Source organism: Bradyrhizobium sp. USDA 4506 (genome assembly GCF_054058795.1).
Genome location: NZ_JBSSBM010000002.1, coordinates 2,133,277 through 2,151,425, shown reverse-complemented (window position 1 = coordinate 2,151,425; position 18,149 = coordinate 2,133,277). Strand labels below are relative to the sequence as shown.

Annotated in this window: 20 protein-coding genes; 7 read left to right on the top strand and 13 right to left on the bottom strand. The window is 62.2% G+C overall.

Annotated elements, in window-relative coordinates:
• The first annotated feature begins 686 nt into the window (after positions 1 to 686).
• Complete coding sequence (locus ACVIHF_RS12155; protein ID WP_456780721.1) at positions 687 to 1,304, top strand: class I SAM-dependent methyltransferase; 618 nt, start codon at positions 687 to 689, stop codon at positions 1,302 to 1,304.
• A 9-nt stretch (positions 1,305 to 1,313) separates the two neighbouring features.
• Here the strand turns inward: ACVIHF_RS12155 and ACVIHF_RS12150 are convergent, their stop codons facing one another.
• From ACVIHF_RS12150 to ACVIHF_RS12135, 4 genes are read right to left on the bottom strand one after another with little or no spacing between them, the layout of a single operon-like run.
• Positions 1,314 to 1,808: an aminotransferase class V-fold PLP-dependent enzyme gene (locus ACVIHF_RS12150; protein ID WP_456780722.1), complete on the bottom strand. Its 495-nt coding sequence runs from the start codon at positions 1,806 to 1,808 to the stop codon at positions 1,314 to 1,316.
• Entirely contained in the window at positions 1,768 to 2,145 is a 378-nt protein-coding gene (locus ACVIHF_RS12145) for a GFA family protein (RefSeq protein WP_456780723.1), read from the bottom strand. The genes ACVIHF_RS12150 and ACVIHF_RS12145 overlap by 41 nt, the downstream gene beginning before the upstream one ends.
• Entirely contained in the window at positions 2,142 to 3,401 is a 1,260-nt protein-coding gene (locus ACVIHF_RS12140) for an MFS transporter (protein ID WP_456780724.1), read from the bottom strand. The genes ACVIHF_RS12145 and ACVIHF_RS12140 overlap by 4 nt, the downstream gene beginning before the upstream one ends.
• Before the next feature lie 3 nt (positions 3,402 to 3,404).
• Complete coding sequence (locus ACVIHF_RS12135) at positions 3,405 to 4,145, bottom strand: MBL fold metallo-hydrolase (protein ID WP_456792140.1); 741 nt, start codon at positions 4,143 to 4,145, stop codon at positions 3,405 to 3,407.
• 73 nt (positions 4,146 to 4,218) lie between these two features.
• Here ACVIHF_RS12135 and ACVIHF_RS12130 point away from each other — a divergent pair, with 73 nt between their 5' ends.
• From ACVIHF_RS12130 to ACVIHF_RS12110, 5 genes are all read left to right on the top strand, one after another.
• Entirely contained in the window at positions 4,219 to 4,887 is a 669-nt protein-coding gene (locus ACVIHF_RS12130) for an ArsR/SmtB family transcription factor (RefSeq protein ID WP_253610460.1), read from the top strand.
• Positions 4,888 to 4,907: 20 nt separating this feature from the next.
• Positions 4,908 to 5,732, top strand: a complete 825-nt coding sequence (locus ACVIHF_RS12125) for a nucleoside phosphorylase (protein ID WP_456780726.1) — start codon at positions 4,908 to 4,910, stop codon at positions 5,730 to 5,732.
• Between the two features lie 105 nt (positions 5,733 to 5,837).
• Positions 5,838 to 6,155, top strand: coding sequence for an ArsR/SmtB family transcription factor (locus ACVIHF_RS12120; RefSeq protein WP_183231859.1), 318 nt, complete (start codon positions 5,838 to 5,840; stop codon positions 6,153 to 6,155).
• Entirely contained in the window at positions 6,152 to 6,637 is a 486-nt protein-coding gene (locus ACVIHF_RS12115) for an SRPBCC family protein (RefSeq protein ID WP_456780727.1), read from the top strand. Before ACVIHF_RS12120 ends, ACVIHF_RS12115 begins: the two co-directional genes overlap by 4 nt.
• A gap of 38 nt (positions 6,638 to 6,675) precedes the next feature.
• The gene (locus ACVIHF_RS12110) at positions 6,676 to 7,113 is read left to right on the top strand and encodes an MAPEG family protein (protein WP_456780728.1); all 438 of its coding nucleotides are present in this window, start codon (positions 6,676 to 6,678) and stop codon (positions 7,111 to 7,113) included.
• A 769-nt stretch (positions 7,114 to 7,882) separates the two neighbouring features.
• Here ACVIHF_RS12110 and ACVIHF_RS12105 read toward each other — a convergent pair.
• Genes ACVIHF_RS12105 through ACVIHF_RS12080 form a run of 6 tightly spaced genes read right to left on the bottom strand, consistent with a single transcriptional unit; the run spans position 7,883 to position 12,568 of the window.
• Positions 7,883 to 8,263, bottom strand: coding sequence for a PaaI family thioesterase (locus ACVIHF_RS12105; RefSeq protein WP_456780729.1), 381 nt, complete (start codon positions 8,261 to 8,263; stop codon positions 7,883 to 7,885).
• A complete protein-coding gene (locus ACVIHF_RS12100; protein ID WP_456780730.1) occupies positions 8,263 to 9,456 on the bottom strand; it encodes a CaiB/BaiF CoA transferase family protein in 1,194 nt (397 codons plus the stop codon). Before ACVIHF_RS12100 ends, ACVIHF_RS12105 begins: the two co-directional genes overlap by 1 nt.
• Positions 9,457 to 9,458: 2 nt before the next feature.
• Positions 9,459 to 10,259 carry an enoyl-CoA hydratase/isomerase family protein gene (locus ACVIHF_RS12095; protein WP_456780731.1) on the bottom strand — a complete coding sequence of 267 codons (801 nt, stop codon included), beginning with the start codon at positions 10,257 to 10,259 and terminating at the stop codon, positions 9,459 to 9,461.
• A 1-nt stretch (position 10,260) separates the two neighbouring features.
• Complete coding sequence (locus ACVIHF_RS12090; protein WP_456792139.1) at positions 10,261 to 11,085, bottom strand: SDR family NAD(P)-dependent oxidoreductase; 825 nt, start codon at positions 11,083 to 11,085, stop codon at positions 10,261 to 10,263.
• Positions 11,019 to 12,170 (bottom strand): thiolase family protein, encoded by a 1,152-nt coding sequence (locus ACVIHF_RS12085; protein WP_456780733.1) that lies wholly within the window; start codon positions 12,168 to 12,170, stop codon positions 11,019 to 11,021. Before ACVIHF_RS12085 ends, ACVIHF_RS12090 begins: the two co-directional genes overlap by 67 nt.
• Positions 12,167 to 12,568 (bottom strand): Zn-ribbon domain-containing OB-fold protein, encoded by a 402-nt coding sequence (locus tag ACVIHF_RS12080; RefSeq protein WP_456780734.1) that lies wholly within the window; start codon positions 12,566 to 12,568, stop codon positions 12,167 to 12,169. Before ACVIHF_RS12080 ends, ACVIHF_RS12085 begins: the two co-directional genes overlap by 4 nt.
• A 139-nt stretch (positions 12,569 to 12,707) precedes the next feature.
• Here ACVIHF_RS12080 and gcvA point away from each other — a divergent pair, with 139 nt between their 5' ends.
• Positions 12,708 to 13,646 carry a transcriptional regulator GcvA gene (gcvA, locus tag ACVIHF_RS12075; RefSeq protein ID WP_456780735.1) on the top strand — a complete coding sequence of 313 codons (939 nt, stop codon included), beginning with the start codon at positions 12,708 to 12,710 and terminating at the stop codon, positions 13,644 to 13,646.
• Positions 13,647 to 13,687: 41 nt separating this feature from the next.
• Here the strand turns inward: gcvA and ACVIHF_RS12070 are convergent, their stop codons facing one another.
• The 3 genes from ACVIHF_RS12070 to ACVIHF_RS12060 form a co-directional block, all read right to left on the bottom strand.
• Positions 13,688 to 14,902 (bottom strand): iron-containing alcohol dehydrogenase, encoded by a 1,215-nt coding sequence (locus ACVIHF_RS12070; RefSeq protein WP_456780736.1) that lies wholly within the window; start codon positions 14,900 to 14,902, stop codon positions 13,688 to 13,690.
• 64 nt (positions 14,903 to 14,966) lie between these two features.
• Positions 14,967 to 16,445: an aldehyde dehydrogenase gene (locus ACVIHF_RS12065; protein WP_456780737.1), complete on the bottom strand. Its 1,479-nt coding sequence runs from the start codon at positions 16,443 to 16,445 to the stop codon at positions 14,967 to 14,969.
• A 77-nt stretch (positions 16,446 to 16,522) separates the two neighbouring features.
• Positions 16,523 to 18,145, bottom strand: coding sequence for an MFS transporter (locus tag ACVIHF_RS12060; RefSeq protein WP_456794085.1), 1,623 nt, complete (start codon positions 18,143 to 18,145; stop codon positions 16,523 to 16,525).
• Positions 18,146 to 18,149: the final 4 nt, after the last annotated feature.

Below are 18,149 nucleotides of genomic sequence, written 5' to 3'. Positions count from 1 at the left end.
AGTTAAGTCGAATAGGCAACAGGCCAGATCCATCGAGTACGCGAATGAACCTACTCCAATCTCGCCGATAACCGCTGGGAGCACTACTCCCACTCAATCGTTTCGAGCGACATTTCGCCGTTGATTTGCAAGCACACATTTTCAAGTACGACGGACTGATGCCGACGGTATACCCGCCGCAATGTTTTCGTCTTGAATTCACAGAAAAATTTTGTTCCCCACAAGCACTAGCAATTCCGCTACCTATCGGAGTCTATCGACTGAATGGCGCGCCGCATGCGCAATCGAGACTAACACAGCTCGCCTTGGCACAGAGCTTCAGATACTGTCAGAGATCAGGAAGACACATTCAGTCCTGGCGGCGCTCCTCCCACTGCTGTGCGCCAGCCATACAGGTCCGCTCCGCATTCAAAAGCCGCCCACCCCGCCAGTTCGGTTCGTGACCATCGCGGACCTGGCATTGGCGGATCGTAATCGCCGGCTAATGCTCGGAAAATGCCAACGCGGTGCTTTGCCCACTCCGCACGCAGCTAGCCGGTCGCGGGACGCATCGCCTCAGACGGCGTCCAACGCATTGATCTATGGCAGTGTTTTCAAAAACGATTAGCCGCATTTCAATTTCGGCGAGCCGCTTCTGCAGAGCTAAGGCATTCTGCTATGAGGATGTTGAGTCCAAGGGAAGGCAGATGCGACGTCCACAGTTCATCGCCGAACACGCGCGAAATGCGCGAGGCCTCTCGGGCCGGCTAATCGCCTTCATCATGGCGCGCGAAACCTGGAGCCAAAATCTTCGCGCGATGAATGCGCTCGGCATCGAACCGGCCGATCATGTGCTCGATATCGGATGCGGTCATGGCCGCAGCCTGACGGAATTAGCTGCGCGAGCTCCGCGGGGCCACATTGTAGGGCTGGATTCCTCTGAGCTGATGGTCGAGATCGCAAAGAAGCGGAACCGGCGGCTCATCGAATCCGCTCGCGTGGACGTCATCCATTCCGGCGCGGAATCGCTACCTTTTCCTGACAACATGTTCGACAAGGCCCAGTGCGTCCACGTGCTCTATTTCTGGAAGGATATCGAGACGTCGCTGCGCGAGATCGCTCGCGTGCTGAAGCCGGGTGGGCGCCTGGGATTGCTGTTCCGGACGAACGCAGACGCGAAAGCGATCGCGTCCTTCCCACCGGAAATCTACAGCTTCCCCGCGCTCGTCGATGTATCCGCAGCGCTCGAACGCGCCGGCATGGACATCCACCCTGCGGAGGATAGCGCGAATCGGCCGGCTCTTGTGCTGGCGACGAAGCGGTAGTTGAAGCCATCAGACCGCCGCGCTTGCGGCCAGGCGTGCGACGACTTGGTCGATCTCGTCGACTGTCGTTTGCCTTCCTAGGCTGAAGCGGATCGCCCCCATTCCGGTCCTCTCGGGCACGCGCATGGCCGCGAGAACCGGTGAGAGTTCGATCTGCCCCGAATGGCACGCCGAACCTGTCGACGCCGCGACATCGCGTAGCTGGGCAAGGATGTCCGCGCCTATTTTGCCAACGAACGACACGTTGAGAGTATTGGGCAAGCGATGCGTGGGGTGGCCGTTGAGCGCGACGCCTTCACCAAACCTGTCTTGCAGCGCCAGCCATAATCGATCGCGCAGGGCCTGGACGTGGTTCATGGGCGCAAGATCCGCGGCCAGTGCGCAGGCCGCCCCAAGCCCGACTACCAGCAGCGCGCTCTCGGTTCCTGCGCGTAGATCGGCTGCATAGTCGCGGTCACGTGCCTTACTCGGTGCGGTTAAGGTGCAACCAAGGCAGTTGCTCATTAGCAAAAAAATGTTTGCCCGGCTGCAACTCCGCCGCCCGGTCGAAGGCGCCGACGTGATAGTGCGTCTCCGTCGGAAAATACTCGGTAGCGCATGTCAGCGTCGAGCCGCAGCGGGAACAGAAGCCACGCGTGGTTCCCGGCGATGATTTGAACGTCGTGATGGTACCCTCGGTCACCGTGACGGCGTAGTTTTCGAATCCGACGAACACGCTGACTGGAGCGCCGGAATGACGACGGCAGCTATTGCAGTGACACCAGAAGATTCCTTTTGGTCGGCCACGCGCCTCGAAACGCACCGCCCCGCAGAGACAGCGTCCCAGGAAGGTTTCGCTCATTGTCGTGCTCCGGGTCTGCCCTCCATGGCGACAACGACGACCACCCCGGACAGGAAGGTGAGCGCGCCGATCGTTCCGATCGCCCAGGCCATGCCGAGCAGGTCGGCGATCAGGCCGGCCGACAGCGCCCCGATCGCGTAGCCGAGATCGCGCCAGAAGCGGTAAACGCTGAGCGATCGCGCGCGCCAGCTTGGATGCGATGCGTCGGACACGGCGGCGATCAGGCTCGGATAAACCATCGCCGTGCCAATTCCGAGCAGCAGGCTGGCGACGAGCCACCATTCGAAATGACTGGTTGCCGCCGTCAGGAACAACCCCGCGGCCTGGATCCACATGCCGCCTGCAATCAGGCCCTTGCGGCCCCAGCGGTCCGATAAAGGGCCCGTCGCGATCTGCAGGATGCCCCAGACCGCAGGATAGACCGCCTTCAATATGCCGATGCGTTCGACCGAGAGCCCAAAGGACACGAAGAACAGCGGGAAGATACCCCAGCTCATGCCGTCGTTGAGATTGTTGACGAGCCCAGCTTGGGAAGCCGCAAATAGGTTGCGATCCCTAAACGAGGTGAGGAGGAATATCTCCTTGAAGCTGATCGGAGCCGCTTGCCGGGCGTGTCCCGCCATCTCGAGCCGCACGTGCTCACGCGTGTCGCGCACGAGCAGGATCGAGATAGCAAAGCCGAGGATCGCGTAGGCAACACCGAGATAGATGGGTGCCGGCCGCAGCCCGTACTCCGACGCAATGTATCCGGTGAGATAGGCGGTGACGCCCACCGCAAGATAACCGGCGAATTCGTTCAGCCCCACCGCGAGACCGCGCGACTTCGGCCCAACCAGATCGATCTTCATGATCACGGTCATCGACCAGGCAAAACCCTGGTTGATGCCGAGAAGTGCGTTGGCGGCGATGACCCACGTCCAGCTTGGCGCCCACATGATCATGAACGGCACCGGCAGCCCGGCGAGCCAGCCCAGGATCAGAACGCGCTTGCGTCCCCAGGCGTCGGCGAGTTGACCGGATATCAGGTTGGCGCACGCCTTCACGACGCCGAAGCTCACGATGAAGGACATGACAAACGTGGTCGTCTCGACCCTGAATTCCTCGGCGCCGATCAGCGGCACGACGGTGCGCTCGATCCCGACCATGCCGCCGACGAAAGCGTTGATCAGGACGAGTAGCGCGAATTGCGGCCAGTTCTCCTTCAGTCCCAGCCTGACCGACGTGGCCGCTTGTGGCGCGGATAACGCGTCGCTCATGGATCAGGCCGCGGCGGCGGCCGCGCCTGAATTGGCAGCCCTGATCTTCGCGGCTTCCGGAGGAGCCGGCGGAATCTCGGCGACCATGAACCGAACGAACTCGGCTTCGTCCTCGATCATGAACGCCTGATTGTGCCGTTTCTCGAAGCCGATTGCGGACGATGGCTTGCCGCTTAGCCGCCGACCACAGACCGAGCCTGCATAGGCACCCGGCAGCACCTCGATGTAGTCAGGAAGCTCCTTCAGCCTTCGTACGCTCCTGAACAATTGCCTCGCACCTTCCTCAGCGCTCACGGCAAGTTCGGTACGGCCAAGATCGCCGACCATGAGGGTGTGTCCAGTGAAGACGAACCAAGGCTCGTCGGCGCGCGTTCGGTCTGTCACAAGGACGCAGATGTGCTCGGGCGTGTGACCCGGCGTGTGCATCACGGTTGCCGACACATTGCCGAGCGGAAGAACCTCGCCGTCACTCACGCCTTTGTACGGAAACGATACGCCGGCCTGAGCAGAAAGCACGTACTCGGCGCCCGCCGCGGCGGCGAGAGCCCGGCCCGCCGACAGGTGGTCGGCATGGACGTGCGTGTCGATGACGAAACGTATCCGCATGCCGGCATTGTCGGCGGCCTTCAGGTAGGGCTTGATGTCACCGACCGGGTCAACCACGGCGCCTGCGGCTTTGCCGCCGCAGCCGAAAAGGTAGGAGATACCGACTGGATCGCTATGCAAGAACTGGCGGAGAATCATGGACTTGCACTCCCTCGTGAGAAACGCTAGATACATTCAATCGATCTGCTGAATGATATATTGAAGGAGCGCCGTGTCAAGCTCGGGACCGAAACAGGCGATCTATGAAAACCTTGCCCAGGTGGCGCAGGCGCTCGGCCACGCTCACCGGCTTGAGCTCCTGGAGCACCTTGCGCAGGGGATACGCACTGTCGAGGAGCTGTCCGCTCGGGCACATCTGACGTTCGCCAACACGTCGCGGCACCTACAGATCCTGAGGCGCGCGCGTCTTGTCGAGACCGAGCGTCGCGGCAAACATATTCTCTATCGTCTCGCCGGCGATGCCGAAGTGGTCACGCTGATCAAAGCGCTGGGACGCGTAGGTGAACGGAATGTCGCCGAGATCGGTCGTGTTGTGACCGATTACTTCCAGGCCCGTGATGCGCTTGAGCCCGTCTCGCGTGACGACCTGGTCGCGCGGTTACGGGACGACCTGGTTACGTTGCTCGATGTGCGGCCCGAGGATGAGTTCGCGCTCGGCCATCTACCAGGTGCGCTCAACGTCCCGCTTGCCGAACTGGAACGACGCCTCGGCGAACTGCCAAAGGGCCGCGAGGTGATTGCCTACTGTCGCGGGCCCTATTGCGTTCTTTCGTTCGAAGCCGTGTCGGCGCTGAGAGCGCGCGGTTATCGCGTTCGCCGTCTTGAGGACGGTTACCCGGAATGGAAAGCCGCCGGCCTGCCGGTCGAATCCGCGGCTTGAGACAGATCGTCAGGTGCATCATGGATGATAAGCCGCATCGCGCGGAATCCGCGTGGCCGATCGTTGGCGTAAAGGATCACAAGGCGCCCTCGGTGTTCCGGCCTGAATCCCTGTTGAGGGAGGCGCGCCGGCAGAGACAGTTGCCGCTCGTCGCAGTGCCCGAAATCTGCGTGCTCGATCCGGACGGTGACGTCGTCCGTCACCTCAAGCGGACCGGTGCCGGCCGCGTCCACGAAGGTTGGGCCTGCTACCATACCGAGCTTCTTGCCTTCGATCTCGACGGCATCGGCGAGGTCGGGATCGTCGGCTGCGCCGTCGGCGCCCCCTTCGCCGTCCTGGTCGCCGAGCAGCTCTTCGCGTCGGGCTGCGGGTTGCTCGTCAGCGTCACCTCGGCGGGCCAGATCAATCCCATCGGACCGACTCCCTACTTCGTCCTGATCGACCGCGCGTTGCGCGACGAGGGGACGAGTTATCACTACCTGCCTGGCTCGGCTTTCGCCGCGGCACCCGACTTGTCGCTTCTGGATCGCGTCGAGCGGGCGGGCCGATCGCTGCCGGAGAAACTGCATCGGGGCTCGACCTGGACGACGGATGCTCCCTATCGCGAGACCGAAGCGGCGATCGCGCGAGCGCGCGATCTGGGGACGCTCGCCGTGGAGATGGAAGCTGCGGCCCTCTACGCTTTCGGCACAACGAGCGGCAACTCGATCGTCTGCTTCGCTCACGTCACGAACTCGATGGCGCAGACCGAAGGCGACTTCGAGAAGGGCGAGGCGGACGGTGCCAAGGCCACGCTCGCCGTCGTCGCCGCTGCGGCGCGGGGGTGGCGAAGTTCCGGGTCATGACCTGCCTGTGAACGGTATGCGAAAGTTTGGCTACATCTCCATTTGACGTAATCATCAGTTCACGCTAATCATTAGTCATAACTAATTATATGGCGTCGGACAGCCATGGCTAAAGACAGCGTGCAATTGGCCGCTCTGGGCGATTCCACTCGCAGACGAATTTTCGAACTGGTGGGCGCGCGGCCTCGCACCGTCGTTGAGCTCACTCGAGAGCTGACGGTCTCCCAGTCAGCCGTCTCCCAGCATCTGAAGGTGCTGCGCGAATCTCGTTTGGTTCGTGCCGAGCCAAAGGGGGCCAGCAACATTTATCACATCGATCCGGCGGGGCTCGGCCAGATGCGCGCCTGGCTTGACCGGTTCTGGAGCAGCACACTGGCAGCCTACAAAGTGGCCGTCGAAAAATCAGTGGAGGACCAGCAATGATTAAACGTGTATCGGCCGCGCCCATCAAACAATCTATCGTGGTCGAGGCGCCTATCGAGCGTGCGTTCAAGGTCTTCACTGAAGACTTCGGCAGCTTCAAGCCTCGCGAGCACAATCTGCTCTCCGTCCCCGTCGCAGAGACTGTGTTCGAACCCCGAGTTGGGGGGCACGTTTATGATCGGGGTGTCGATGGCAGCGAATGCCGCTGGGCGCGTGTGTTGGCTTTTGAGCCGCCGAATCGCGTCCTTCTGAGCTGGGACATCAGCCCGCGCTGGCAGATCGAAAGCGATCCCGACAAGACCAGTGAATGGGAGGTGCGATTCATTGCCGAGTCGCCGAGCCGGACTCGGTTGGAGCTTGAGCACCGTCACCTCGAACGTCATGGCGAAGGCTGGGAAGGCGTGCGCGACGGAGTCGAGGGCGATCAGGGCTGGCCGCTCTATCTGAAACGGTTCGTAGAGCGCATTGCCCGTGATGTGTGATGCTCGCGGCCGACGTCATGGTGATTGCGGAGGCCCACATGGCAGCCTACTCGCTTAGCATTGTCGGAGTGCTTGTTCTGTGCCTCTCGTCAATTTTGCTGGCGGTCTATTCAGGATCGTCCAAAGGCAGAGCGGGGGCACTCTCCGGACCTGTCCTTCCAGCGGATGACGACAATCTATTATACCGCATCGATCGCGTTCACATGAACACGGTGGAGGCATTGATGCCTTTTGCGGTTCCGGCTGTATTGGCTATGGTGACGGGGGTTGGACCCGCTACGCTTGCAACGCTCGTCTGGATCTATATCGCAATACGTCTGATCCATCTTGCGGTCTATTTGCGCGGCGGCAACGCCGCCAAAGGCGGCAGCATCAGAACCATTCTCTATGTTTCAGGTGCGCTCGTAACTATCGCTCTCATTGCCGTGACCACGGTGGCAGCTATTTCACTAGGGTATCAACACCGGGCCGTCTGACGATGGTTATCATTTCGGCTTTTGGACCTTCTGAGACATGCGGGACCGGCCGAGCGTCCGGTTTGCGCCAAGAGCTGCCTTCCTTCAACTGATGCTTGGGCCCACCAAACTCCGACCTTTCTGCACGCTGCAATGCGCCACAATACCCACCTCGCGAAAGCAGGATGAAGGTCCGACCGCGATCAGGTAAGTGGAAGTCACAACTTTGGACAGTGCCCGGCGATGAAAGGAAGTGGAGAACTGCCCCACCCAAACCTACGCAAAACCACCCGGTAGCAGCCGTTCCCCCTACTCCCACTCAATCATTTAGGACAACACTACCGCGTTGAGTTGCAAGCACAATCTCTCAAAACCGACCGACAAATCCCGACGGCATATCCGCCCTAACTTTTCGATCTTGAATTCACAGGAAAATTTCGGCGCCGCAGCCAAGCCGTCGTTCCAGCGACTATCGAAGTCGATTGGCCAGGCCCCAATATATGGGCCTGTGTGGTGTGCGGCTTTCGCTTGATCTCCGACTGCTGTGCCTTTCCCGATACCGTCAATTCGCGGAAAGCAAGTCAAGTTACCTCCCGCCGATGCATGCTGCCATGGTTCTTCGGCAACGTATTGGTGGCGTGGGGAACGGTACTGCCCACTCCCACATCAGTCAAAGACGCACGACCTCATCCAGTCTCGCGCACAGGTCGGTTGGAGCAACGTAGCTGCGCTCATGCAGATTAATATTAAAGAACTTCGGACTGCAGGTCTGGTGAGAGCGGCCACCGCCTTATTGGCTTCGCCGAAAAGTTCCTTGTGCGCTCGCTATAATCTTGTTCTCGGCAGTGAACACCTGACCCGAAGCGAAATACAGGCGTCTGCCCATGTGAGTTAATCGACCAGCTGCAAATATTCGTCCGCTATCGACTTTGGCGAGATAGCTGATCGTCAACATGACCGTCACCGCATGATCCTGGGCTCCCTCGGTTTCGGGAGTTAGTCCGGCATAGCCGCATGCAGCGTCGAGCAGGGTCGCGATTACACCGCCTTGAAGGCTGGCTTGTCGATTGAGATGACGCGGCTGAACATCGAGATAGAACCTGCAGCCTCCTGCAGTCCATTCGGATAAGCCAACTCCCAGATACTGCAGCAGCGGATTATGCAGATCCATCACCGGCTCTCGGCACCGGCGAAGCGGGCATCGCTTTGGCGGAGGAGATCGTTGTGTTCGCCCAAGGTTGGTGGCGGCATCCGAACGGCCAGGGCTGGACCACCGATCGCAAATCCCGGCATTTCAACCGCGCCGGCACGAGGATGGTCTACCGACGCGACAATGCGCGCGTCTGCAAAGCGCCGGGACGTCTGCACGTGCAGATAATCTGCGATCGGGCCACAGACGATATCGGCAGTTTCCAGGAGGTGAAGCCAGGACGCGCTGTCGTTCGAGCGGAACGTCAGTCCCAGTTCCCGGGTAAGCTCCTCGCGGTTCTCCATACGTCTTGGAAGCGTGGCGAACCGCTCATCATCTGCAAGCTCGTGGCGCCCAATCACGCGGCAAAGCTTTCGCCAATGCTCCTGCTGATAGGCAGCGACCATAATGTAGCCATCAGCCGTCTCATAAGCCTCGTTTGGTGTCGCATAGGGTGCGCCGCTTCCGCTGCGCCTGGGTAGCTCGCCCGAGATAAGAAACTCCGTCAGCGGCACCTGCTGAAGGAGCAGAGCTGAGGCATACAGACTGATATCCAGATGGGAGGGAACGGTGCCGATACCACGTTTGAGCAGGGCGGCGAGGATAGCAATCGTTGCATGATACCCGGTGACCATATCCACCACCGGGGCTTGAAGCTTTGTGGGCGGCTGTCCGTCAAGTCCTGTGATGCTCATCAGGCCCGAGACGGCCTGAAGGACGCCGTCGACACCAGGTTTCCCGGGCTCGGATTGGCCATAGGCAGATACAGAGCAATAGATCAGCTTGGCATTAAGCGCCCTCGCCTGCGCGTAACCGATGCCGAGCCTTGCAGCGACACCGGGGCGGAAGCTCTCCACGAGCACATCGGCGGTTGCTATGAGGTTGTGGGCTTCCGTCAGCCCTCGCTCGGACTTGAGATCCAACACGACGCTGCGCTTGTTACGATTGAGCGAAAGAAACGTGGTGCTCTCGCCGCCGACAAAATTCGGACCCAAGGTGCGACTGATATCGCCGCCCGGCGGCTCGATCTTCACAACGTCGGCCCCCATATCAGCCAGCAGCATGGTGCAGAGAGGGCCGGCGGCGATCTGCGAAAAGTCGACCAATCGGACACCGGAAAGAGCGCCTTCGAGCGGATGCGGCGGCGTTGGGCCGGATGTTTGAGGGCTGGTCATCATCATCGTCCATGAAAGCGTGGCGGGCGCTTCTCGGCGAAGGCATTGCGACCTTCGATCCGATCCGCCGTGTTTTTGATCATGCCGAAGACCATTTCGGTCATGTTGTGAAGCATTGAGCGCGACGAGGTCTCGGTTTCCCGGGCAAGGCGCTTGGTCGCGTAGAGCGACAAGGGTGCATTGCTGGCCACGGCTTGCGCCAGTTCGCTGGTGCGCTCGGCCAGCGACGCGGACGGCCAGACGTCGCTCACCAGACCGATACGAAGGGCCTCCGCGGCATCGATGCGCGCCCCGGTCAGCAGCATCTTCGAGGCTGATGCGGCGGGAATTGCACGCAGCAGCAGCGGTCCGCACACCCCGGCAACACTGCCCACCTTGACCTCCGGTAACGCAAAGCTGGCGGTATTCGCCGCGACACGCAAATCGCATTGCAGCGCAAGCTCGAGCCCGCCGCCGAGGCAATAGCCATTGATCGAAGCGATGATCGGCTTCCAGATCTCCAACCGGTCGATATTCATGAAGCGGACATAGGCGCCCCGCTCGGTTGCGACCTCGTCGCGAGCCGTCCAGGCCGCGACATAGGGATGTTCCGCGGGCGCCGTCCGCTTCAGGTCGGCCCCGACCGAGAAGGCGCGTTCGCCGGCGCCGGTCAGCACGATCACGCGAACCGCATCGTCGTCCCGGGCAACAATCAGCTCGTCGCGCAATCGCCTCTGGGTCTCGACATCCAGTGCATTCAGGGCGTCCTGCCGATCGATGGTGATCGTGGCGACGGCCCTGTCGCGCATTTGGTGGACAGCCATGTCAGACGCTCACGCTGGAGAGGCTGCGGCCGCCGCAGACATAGATCAGCTGTCCCGTGATATAGGAGCTTGCCTGCGCCGCGAAGAATTGCACGGCCTGGGCAATATCCTCCGGCAGCCCGATGCGCTGCATCGGAACGCTCTTTTTGAGCCGCTCCTGGACCTCCGCCTTGAAATCGCGGAACAAAGGCGTGTCGACGATCCCCGGAGCGATCGCGTTGACCGTGATGCCATTGGCCGCAAACTCGATGGCAAGGCTTCGAGTGAGGCTCACGACGCCGCCTTTGGCGGCCGAATAGTTCGCCTGACCGAAGCCTCCGAGCCATGCCCGCGACGAGATGTTGACGATGCGGCCGTAGCCTCGCTCGACCATCACCGGGAGCACGGCCCGTGACATCAGGAACTGCGATCTGAGGTTAGTCGATACGACGAGATCCCAATCGTCGTCGGACAAGTCGAGGAAGCGTCGATCACGAACGACACCCGCATTGTTGATGAGGATTTCGATGCCGCCGAAGGTCTGCTGCGTCATGCGAACCGCGGCTTCGATCTCGCCACGGTCGGTGACGTCCACGGGCACCGGCAGCAATTGCTGTCCGGTTTCGGTCTGCCGCAATTCCTTTACCGCCGACTCCAATGCCGCGGCGTCGCGATCGAAGAGAGCGACGTTATACCCGGCACTGCAAAGGCTCCGCGCAATACCGAGCCCGATACCTCGGGCGGCGCCGGTGACGATCGCGCTGTCTTGTTTCGTCATGACTACACTCCGAGCACGTGGACGGCCGACGCTGCATGATCGACGCCGGCGATGCCGCCGCCCGTACACTGGGTCAATCCGATCCGTGCCCCCTCGACTTGCCGCTTGCCGGCCCGGCTCTGGAGCTGCCAGGCAATCTCGACCATTTGCGCGACGCCGGTGGCGCCGAGAGGATGCCCCTTGGCGAGCAACCCGCCGCTCGGATTGACGGGCACGCGTCCGCCGAGAGCCGTGGCGCCGCGGCGGAGCAGCGCAGCCCCCTCGCCCGGCTCCGCGAGACCCAGCGCCTCGTAGTATAGCAGCTCGGCGATCGTGAAAGCATCGTGCAGCTCGACGACGTTGACGTCGCGCGGACCCAGACCCGCATTTTCGTAAGCCAGCCGCGCGGTCCGTGCGGTGATCTCGGCGTCGAGAATATCGTCGCAACCTTCCTCCAGCCGGCCGGATTGCACGGCCGAACCGAGGACGCGCACAGCAGGGCGCGCAGACGACGGACGAACCGTCGTCAGCACCACTGCCGCGGCGCCGTCGACCATGGACGGACAGCACTGCAGCAATGTCAGCGGCTCCGCGACCGGCCGGGACTGGAGCACTTCGTCGATCGACACGGCCTTGCGCTGCTGCGCCAGGGGATTGAGCTCGCCATGGGCCCGGTTCTTGACGGCGACGCGGGCCAGTATCTCGGGCTTTTCATTGCGCTCGTGCAGATAGCGGGTCCCGCGCATCGCGTAGACAGTTGGCAGCGTCATGCCCTGCGAAGCGTACAGCTCGGTCTTGTAGTCGTTCCGTTGCAGCGGGATCGTCCCGCCGCCGAACGACGTCAGCTTCTCGACGCCCCAGACGAGAACGGTGTCGTAGATGCCGAGCCGAAGCGCATGGCAAGCGAGGTGCACCGCCGTTGCCCCGCTCGCGCAGGCGTTCTCCACATTGTAGAGGGCCGGCCCCGTGATGCCGAGATCCCGCATGAGCACCTGGCCCAGCACCATGCCGCCGTATACATTGGCGTTGTACATCGCTTGAATGCGGTCGGCCGCAATTTCGGCGTCGGCAAGCGCACCGACCACCGCGGACTGCGCGAGGTCCTGCATGGAGAGGTCGTTGTGGCGGCCGAAGGCGGTCATCGCCGCACCGGCGACATAGACGGTCGTTGTCATGATCGGGCCCCCTCGCCGGGAACGAATGCGTAGGTCGTCGCGACGCCCTGCCCGGTGATCCGCGCTTCGACCGGCATCCCGACCAGCGGGCGCTGCTCCTGCGGCAGGAGCAGTCGTCCGAACGCGCGCGCGCCTTCCGGAAAGTCCGCGTAGATGACGACGAAAGGCTGTTCGCCGGTTTTCGGATTCGGGTGGATCACCGAAAAGCTGTAGAGCCGTGCAGTTCGCGACAGGGTCACCGGCTCATAGCGGTGCGCACTCGGCGATCGTGCCGGAACGGGAGGGAAGACACACTGGCCGGTTGCGCGGTCGCGGGATGCAAAAAGCCTCCCGGACCCTTGCGAGCCGATGGCGTCGCGATCTGTCGAGACCGTCTCGACGTTCGAAAGCTGGTTCATTGATCCTCCCGGGAAACCGAAGGCGTGCCGAGCAAGCCATTGACCGAGACGTTTAGGCGGATATCGCGCAGGCTCAGAACGAGAAACGCGGGGGCCATTGTTGACTAAAAGGCAACGATCGGCGCATAGTCGCGGCACGATGGACCGATTGCCTCCGCTCAATCCGCTGCGCGCCTTCGAAGCCGCCGCAAAGTTACGCAGCATCCGCGGTGCGGCGGAGCTTCTGTCCGTGACACCCGGCGCCGTGAGCCGGCAGGTGCAGATTCTCGAATCTCATCTCGGCGTGAAGCTGTTTCGCCGCGAGCCGCGCGCGGTGGCGTTGACCGCCGAGGGAGAGCAGTATCTCGAAGCCATCGCGCACCATCTCGACGGGATCCGTGACGCGACCCGCAAGCTGACGGGAGAACGCTCGGGCAATGTCCTCAAGATCAGGGCCTACACCACCTTCGCGATGAAATGGCTGGTGCCGCGCCTGTCGTCCTATCAGGCGATGAACCGGCTGAACGAGGTTCGCCTCACGACCTCGTTGGAAGAGGTCGATTTCCGGAACGAGGATGTCGACTGCGCGGTGCGCCTTGGCGACGGAAACTGGCCTGGACTGGGCGTGGACAGGCTCGTGGCAAACCATTTGATTCCCGTTTGCAGTCCCAAATATCGGCGGGAGTTCGAGCTGAAGCAGAAGGGCGATCTTCGCCGCGTGCCGCTGCTGCACTCGCTGGCACGGCCGGACGACTGGATGTTGTGGCTCAAGGCGGCGCAGCTCACCGAGATCGCCCCCTACGCGGGACCGAAATTCACGAGCTCCGTCCTCGCCTACCAGGCTGCGCTCGACAGCCAGGGCGTCGCGATCGCGCAGCGCGTGCTCGTCGCCGATGACCTGCGCGCAAGGCGCCTGGTTCAGCCCTTCGGCCCGACGCTCGATCGCGAGGGATTCACCTATTACCTGATCTATCCTCAGAAGAGCCTGCGCAAGCCAGCATTCCGGCAATTTCGAAGCTGGCTGGTCGAGCAGACCCAGGCTGAAGACGAACCGCCGGCGTCGCCGGCGGGTCGCAAATTGCGCAAGGCGATGGCCTGACCGGAGTTACACTCATCCGATCGGCCGCAAGCGCGTATGGTTCAGGCGATGCAGGCTGTGAAAATCGCGTCGGCCTGGCTGACCGTCATCTTCCTCGGCGCGAGGCTCTCGATCACCGTGTCGTCGGTGATCTTCATCGACTTGAACCGCTCGATCCCGGCCGTGCCAGCGTAAAGTCCAGGCACGGCGCGTTCGGCCATTTCCCGAACCTGCTGCTTCGGCAGGGCATCCCTTGCCCAGTGCATGGGGAAGCCGACGTCTTCGTAGAGCTGCCGCAACGCGGAAACAGCCAGGTCGGTGGCCTGTTGGGGCGAGCAGTCGTCATGCAGGCGGGCGCCGAGCGCCCGGGCCACATGTGGTGCTTTGGCCGGCAGCACCATCAGATTGAACGCCAGAACGTGGGGCATCAACACGCCCACGCCAAGCGTATGCGGCATGTCGACGAGACCTTCGAGCGGCAGCGACAGGGTGTGCGCATGCCCCAGGCGCGCGTTGCCGCACGCGATGTTGGCCATCGATGAAGCCAGAAGATTGTCCGCACGCGCATTGACGTCGTGGAGGCCGCAAATCGATGCGCGGAGCGAGGACGCCTGCAACCTGATCGCCTCGAGCGCGATCGCGTCGGTGAGCGGGGATGCGAGACTGCTGGTGTAGGCCTCCAGGGCATGGGTCATCGCGTCCACGCCAGTTGCCGCGGCAATGCGCGGCGGCAGCGACTCGAGCACGGTCGGATCCAGAATGGCGACATCGGGAAAGCTGAGCGGCCCTCCGCACACCAGCTTGGCATGGTTCTCGTCATCCTTGACCACGGTCCATTGCGACACCTCCGAGCCGGACCCGGCCGTGGTCGGGACCATCACCATCGGCAATGCGCGGCGTTCGAAATTGCCGACGCCCGTGCAGTCGCGGAGCGACTTCCCGTTGGCGCCGACGATCGCGATTCCCTTGCCGGCGCACATCACCGACCCGCCCCCAATGCTGATCACGGCACCGACCGACTGCTCGCGCACCCGTTTGCCCTGCGCGTCGATCTGTCTAACGCGCGCGTCGATCTCGCATTCTTCAAACCGCAGCACTGAAAATCCCGCGGCAACGAGCTGCTCGAGCGCGCGCTGATACCAGGATTGACGGGAGATGATCGGGTCGGAGACGAGCATCACGGATTTGACCGCGAAGCCCTTGACCGTTGATGCGAGCGATTCGAGCGCGCCGGTCCCGGAGATGATGCGGGTCGGCATATGATAGACATTGGACACGATTGGTGGCTCCGGGCTGACGGATCTCGGCAGGTTTGGCGCGGCTGGCTTTGGATGACGGCTCTCAACTGAGCACGAACGGGTTTGCGATGCCGGGCTTCGGATTGATGAACACGCTCTTTTCCTCGAGGTATTCGTAGATCGCGTTCAGGCCGTTCTCGCGGCCGATTCCTGACGCCTTGACGCCGCCGAAAGGAGCGAGATAGCTGACCAGCCGATAGGCGTTAACCCAGACCGTGCCCGCCTCGAGCCGTTTCGGAAGCAGCATGGCCCGCTGGAGATCGCGCGTCCAAACGCCGGCTGCCAGCCCATAAGGGCTGTCATTGGCGATCGCGACCGCTTCGTCATCGGTCCCGAATTTCAGCACAGCAAGGACGGGGCCGAACACCTCCTCTCGGGCGATGCGCATGCTGTTGGATACGCCGGTGAAGATCGTCGGCTCGACGAAAAGCCCCTCCTCGCAGCCCGGCCGACGCGAACGCTCGCCGCCAAGCACACATTCGGCCCCTTCCCTTCTGGCGATGTCAAAATAGGCGAGAACCTTCTCGAGTTGCGGCTGCGTGGACACCGGGGCGATATTCGTCTCGGGCTTTCGCGGGTCTCCGAGACGTGCCGTCTGCATGAACTTCACCAGACGCGCGACGAATTCGTCGTGGATCGAGGAATGCACCAGAAGGCGCGAGCCGGCCATGCAGGTCTGCCCCGTGGCCGCAAAGATGCCCGACACGACGCCCTTGACCGCGTCATCGAGATCCGCATCGCTGAACACGATGTTGGCCGATTTGCCGCCGAGTTCGAGCGAGACGCGCTTGATGTTTTCAGCGGCCGCCGCGTAGACATGCCGGCCGCCGTTCTCGCTTCCGGTGAACGCAATGCGCGCCACGAGCGGATGCTTGACCAGGGGTTCGCCGACCTCCGGTCCAAATCCGGTGATGACGTTGACCACGCCCGGCGGGAAGCCTGCCTCTTCGCACAGCCGGGCGAACGCAATTGTCGAGGCCGACGAAAACTCGGACGGCTTGATCACGATCGTATTGCCGGCGGCGAGCGCGGGAGCGATCTTCCACGCGGCGAGCAGCAGCGGAGAATTCCAGGGCGCGATCGCCGCGACGACGCCCAGCGGCTCGTGCAGCGTGTAATGAAAGACGCCCGGCTTGTCGATCGGCGTGACGCGGCCTTCGACCTTGTCCGCCAATCCGGCATAATAATAGAACCATTGCGGCAGGTATCGCATCTGGCCGAGCATTTCGGCCTTGAGCTTCCCGTTGTCGTTCACCTCGAGCTCTGCCAATTCCTCGGCGTGACGAGCAATGAGATCGCCGAGCCGGTGCAGCAGCAGTCCCCTTGCGCTGGCGGTCATCGACGGCCAGGGACCGCTCCGGAAGGCCCTAGACGCGGCCTGGACCGCCGCGTCGGCGTCTGCGGCCTTCCCCCGTGGCAGGCGAGCCCAGTCGCGCCCGGTATACGGGTCCATGCTCGTGAACCATTCGCCGTCTTCGGCCCGGCGCCATTCGGTGCCGATCCGCATCAAGAATTCCTGCATATCCAAACCTTTCATAGAAGCGACGGTGCGACGCACCGCCTAAACAATCCATGTCTCCCGCGCCGTTCCGGCGCGCATCACGCCCCGGAGATGTCGATCCCCTTCGTCTCCCTGGCGAGCACGAGCGCAATGACGAAGGCGACGCCGGCCACGATGCTGGGATAGAGCAGCCCGGCATAGATATCTCCCGTCGCCGCATTGATGGCGAAGGTGGTCGCGGGCAGGAATCCGCCGAACCATGCGGCCCCGAGATGATAGGGAAACGACATCGCCGTGTAGCGGATGCGTGACGGAAACAGCTCGATGAGCGCCGTGCAGCTCGGCGCGAAGGTCATCGTTCCAAAGCTGAGCAGAAGGACGAGGACGAGGATGATGCCGGGCCTGTTGATCGAGGCCGGATCGACCTGATCCAGCACGTACCCCCGCTTCTTCAGGGTCGCCGTCAAGGCTGCGTTGAATTCCTTCTCTCTGCTTCCGGCCCGATCACCCAGAGCGTCGAAGCCCTGGACAAGGTCGTCCCCGATTTTGACCTGAGCTACCGTGCCAGGCGATGCAGGGCTGCTCTGATAGCTGAGGCCGAGCCTGGCGACGGCTGCCCTGACGACGTCGCAGGATGACGTGAAGCGTGCGGTCCCGCTCGGGTTGAATTGCAGCGAACATTGCGCAGGGTCGGCAACGACGACGATCGGATTCTCGCGCTGAGCCTTGTCGAGATCCGGGTTGCCGAAATGCGCAAGCCCGTGAAACAACGGAATGATCAGGACGGCGCCGAGCAGATAGCCGGTCAGATAGACCGGCTTGCGGCCGATGCGATCCGACAGGGCACCGAAGAGAATGTAGAGCGGCGCCGTCACCACGGTTGCGGCAATGACGAGCTGATTGGCTGTTGTCCCGTCGATCTTCAGGACTTTCGTCAGGAAGAACAGCGAATAGAACTGGCCGGTGTACCAGATGACGGCTTGACCCGGGACGATGCCAAAGAGCGCGATGAGCACGAGCTTCAGGTACCGCCACTCACCAAACGTCTCGCCGATTGGCGCCTTGGACGCGCGCCCCTCCTCCTTCATCCGGCGGAATTCCGGCGTCTCATCGAGCTTCAGGCGGATCCAGAGGGAGACCGCGAGCAACAACACCGAAACGAGGAATGGAATGCGCCAGCCCCACACGGCAAAATCAGGTTCGCTCAGGACGAAGCGGAGCGGAATGATGACGCCGACCGCGAGGAGAAAGCCAAGTGCCGCGGTCAGAATGATCCACGCGGTCCACGCGCCGCGCCGATCGGCGGGAGCGTGCTCCGCGACATAGATCATTGCGCCGCCGAACTCGCCGCCCAGCGCAAGCCCCTGAAGCATGCGCATCGTGATGAAGAGAACGGGTGCCGCAATGCCGATACTGGCGTAGGTCGGCAACAGGCCGATGGAAAGGGTCGACAGCCCCATCAAGACGATCGTCACGAGAAACGTGTACTTTCGTCCGATCAGATCGCCGGCACGTCCGAACACGAGCGCGCCGAAAGGCCTGAGAAGGAAGCCTGCGGCAAAACCGAGCAAGGTGAAAATGAACCCGGCGGTCGGATTCACGCCGGAGAAGAACGCCTTGGTAATTTCCGTGGCGAGCAAGCCGATCAGAAAGAAATCGTAGATCTCGAACACGCTTCCTAGCGACGCGGCGAAGACGACGCGCTTTTCCTTCCGCGACATGGTC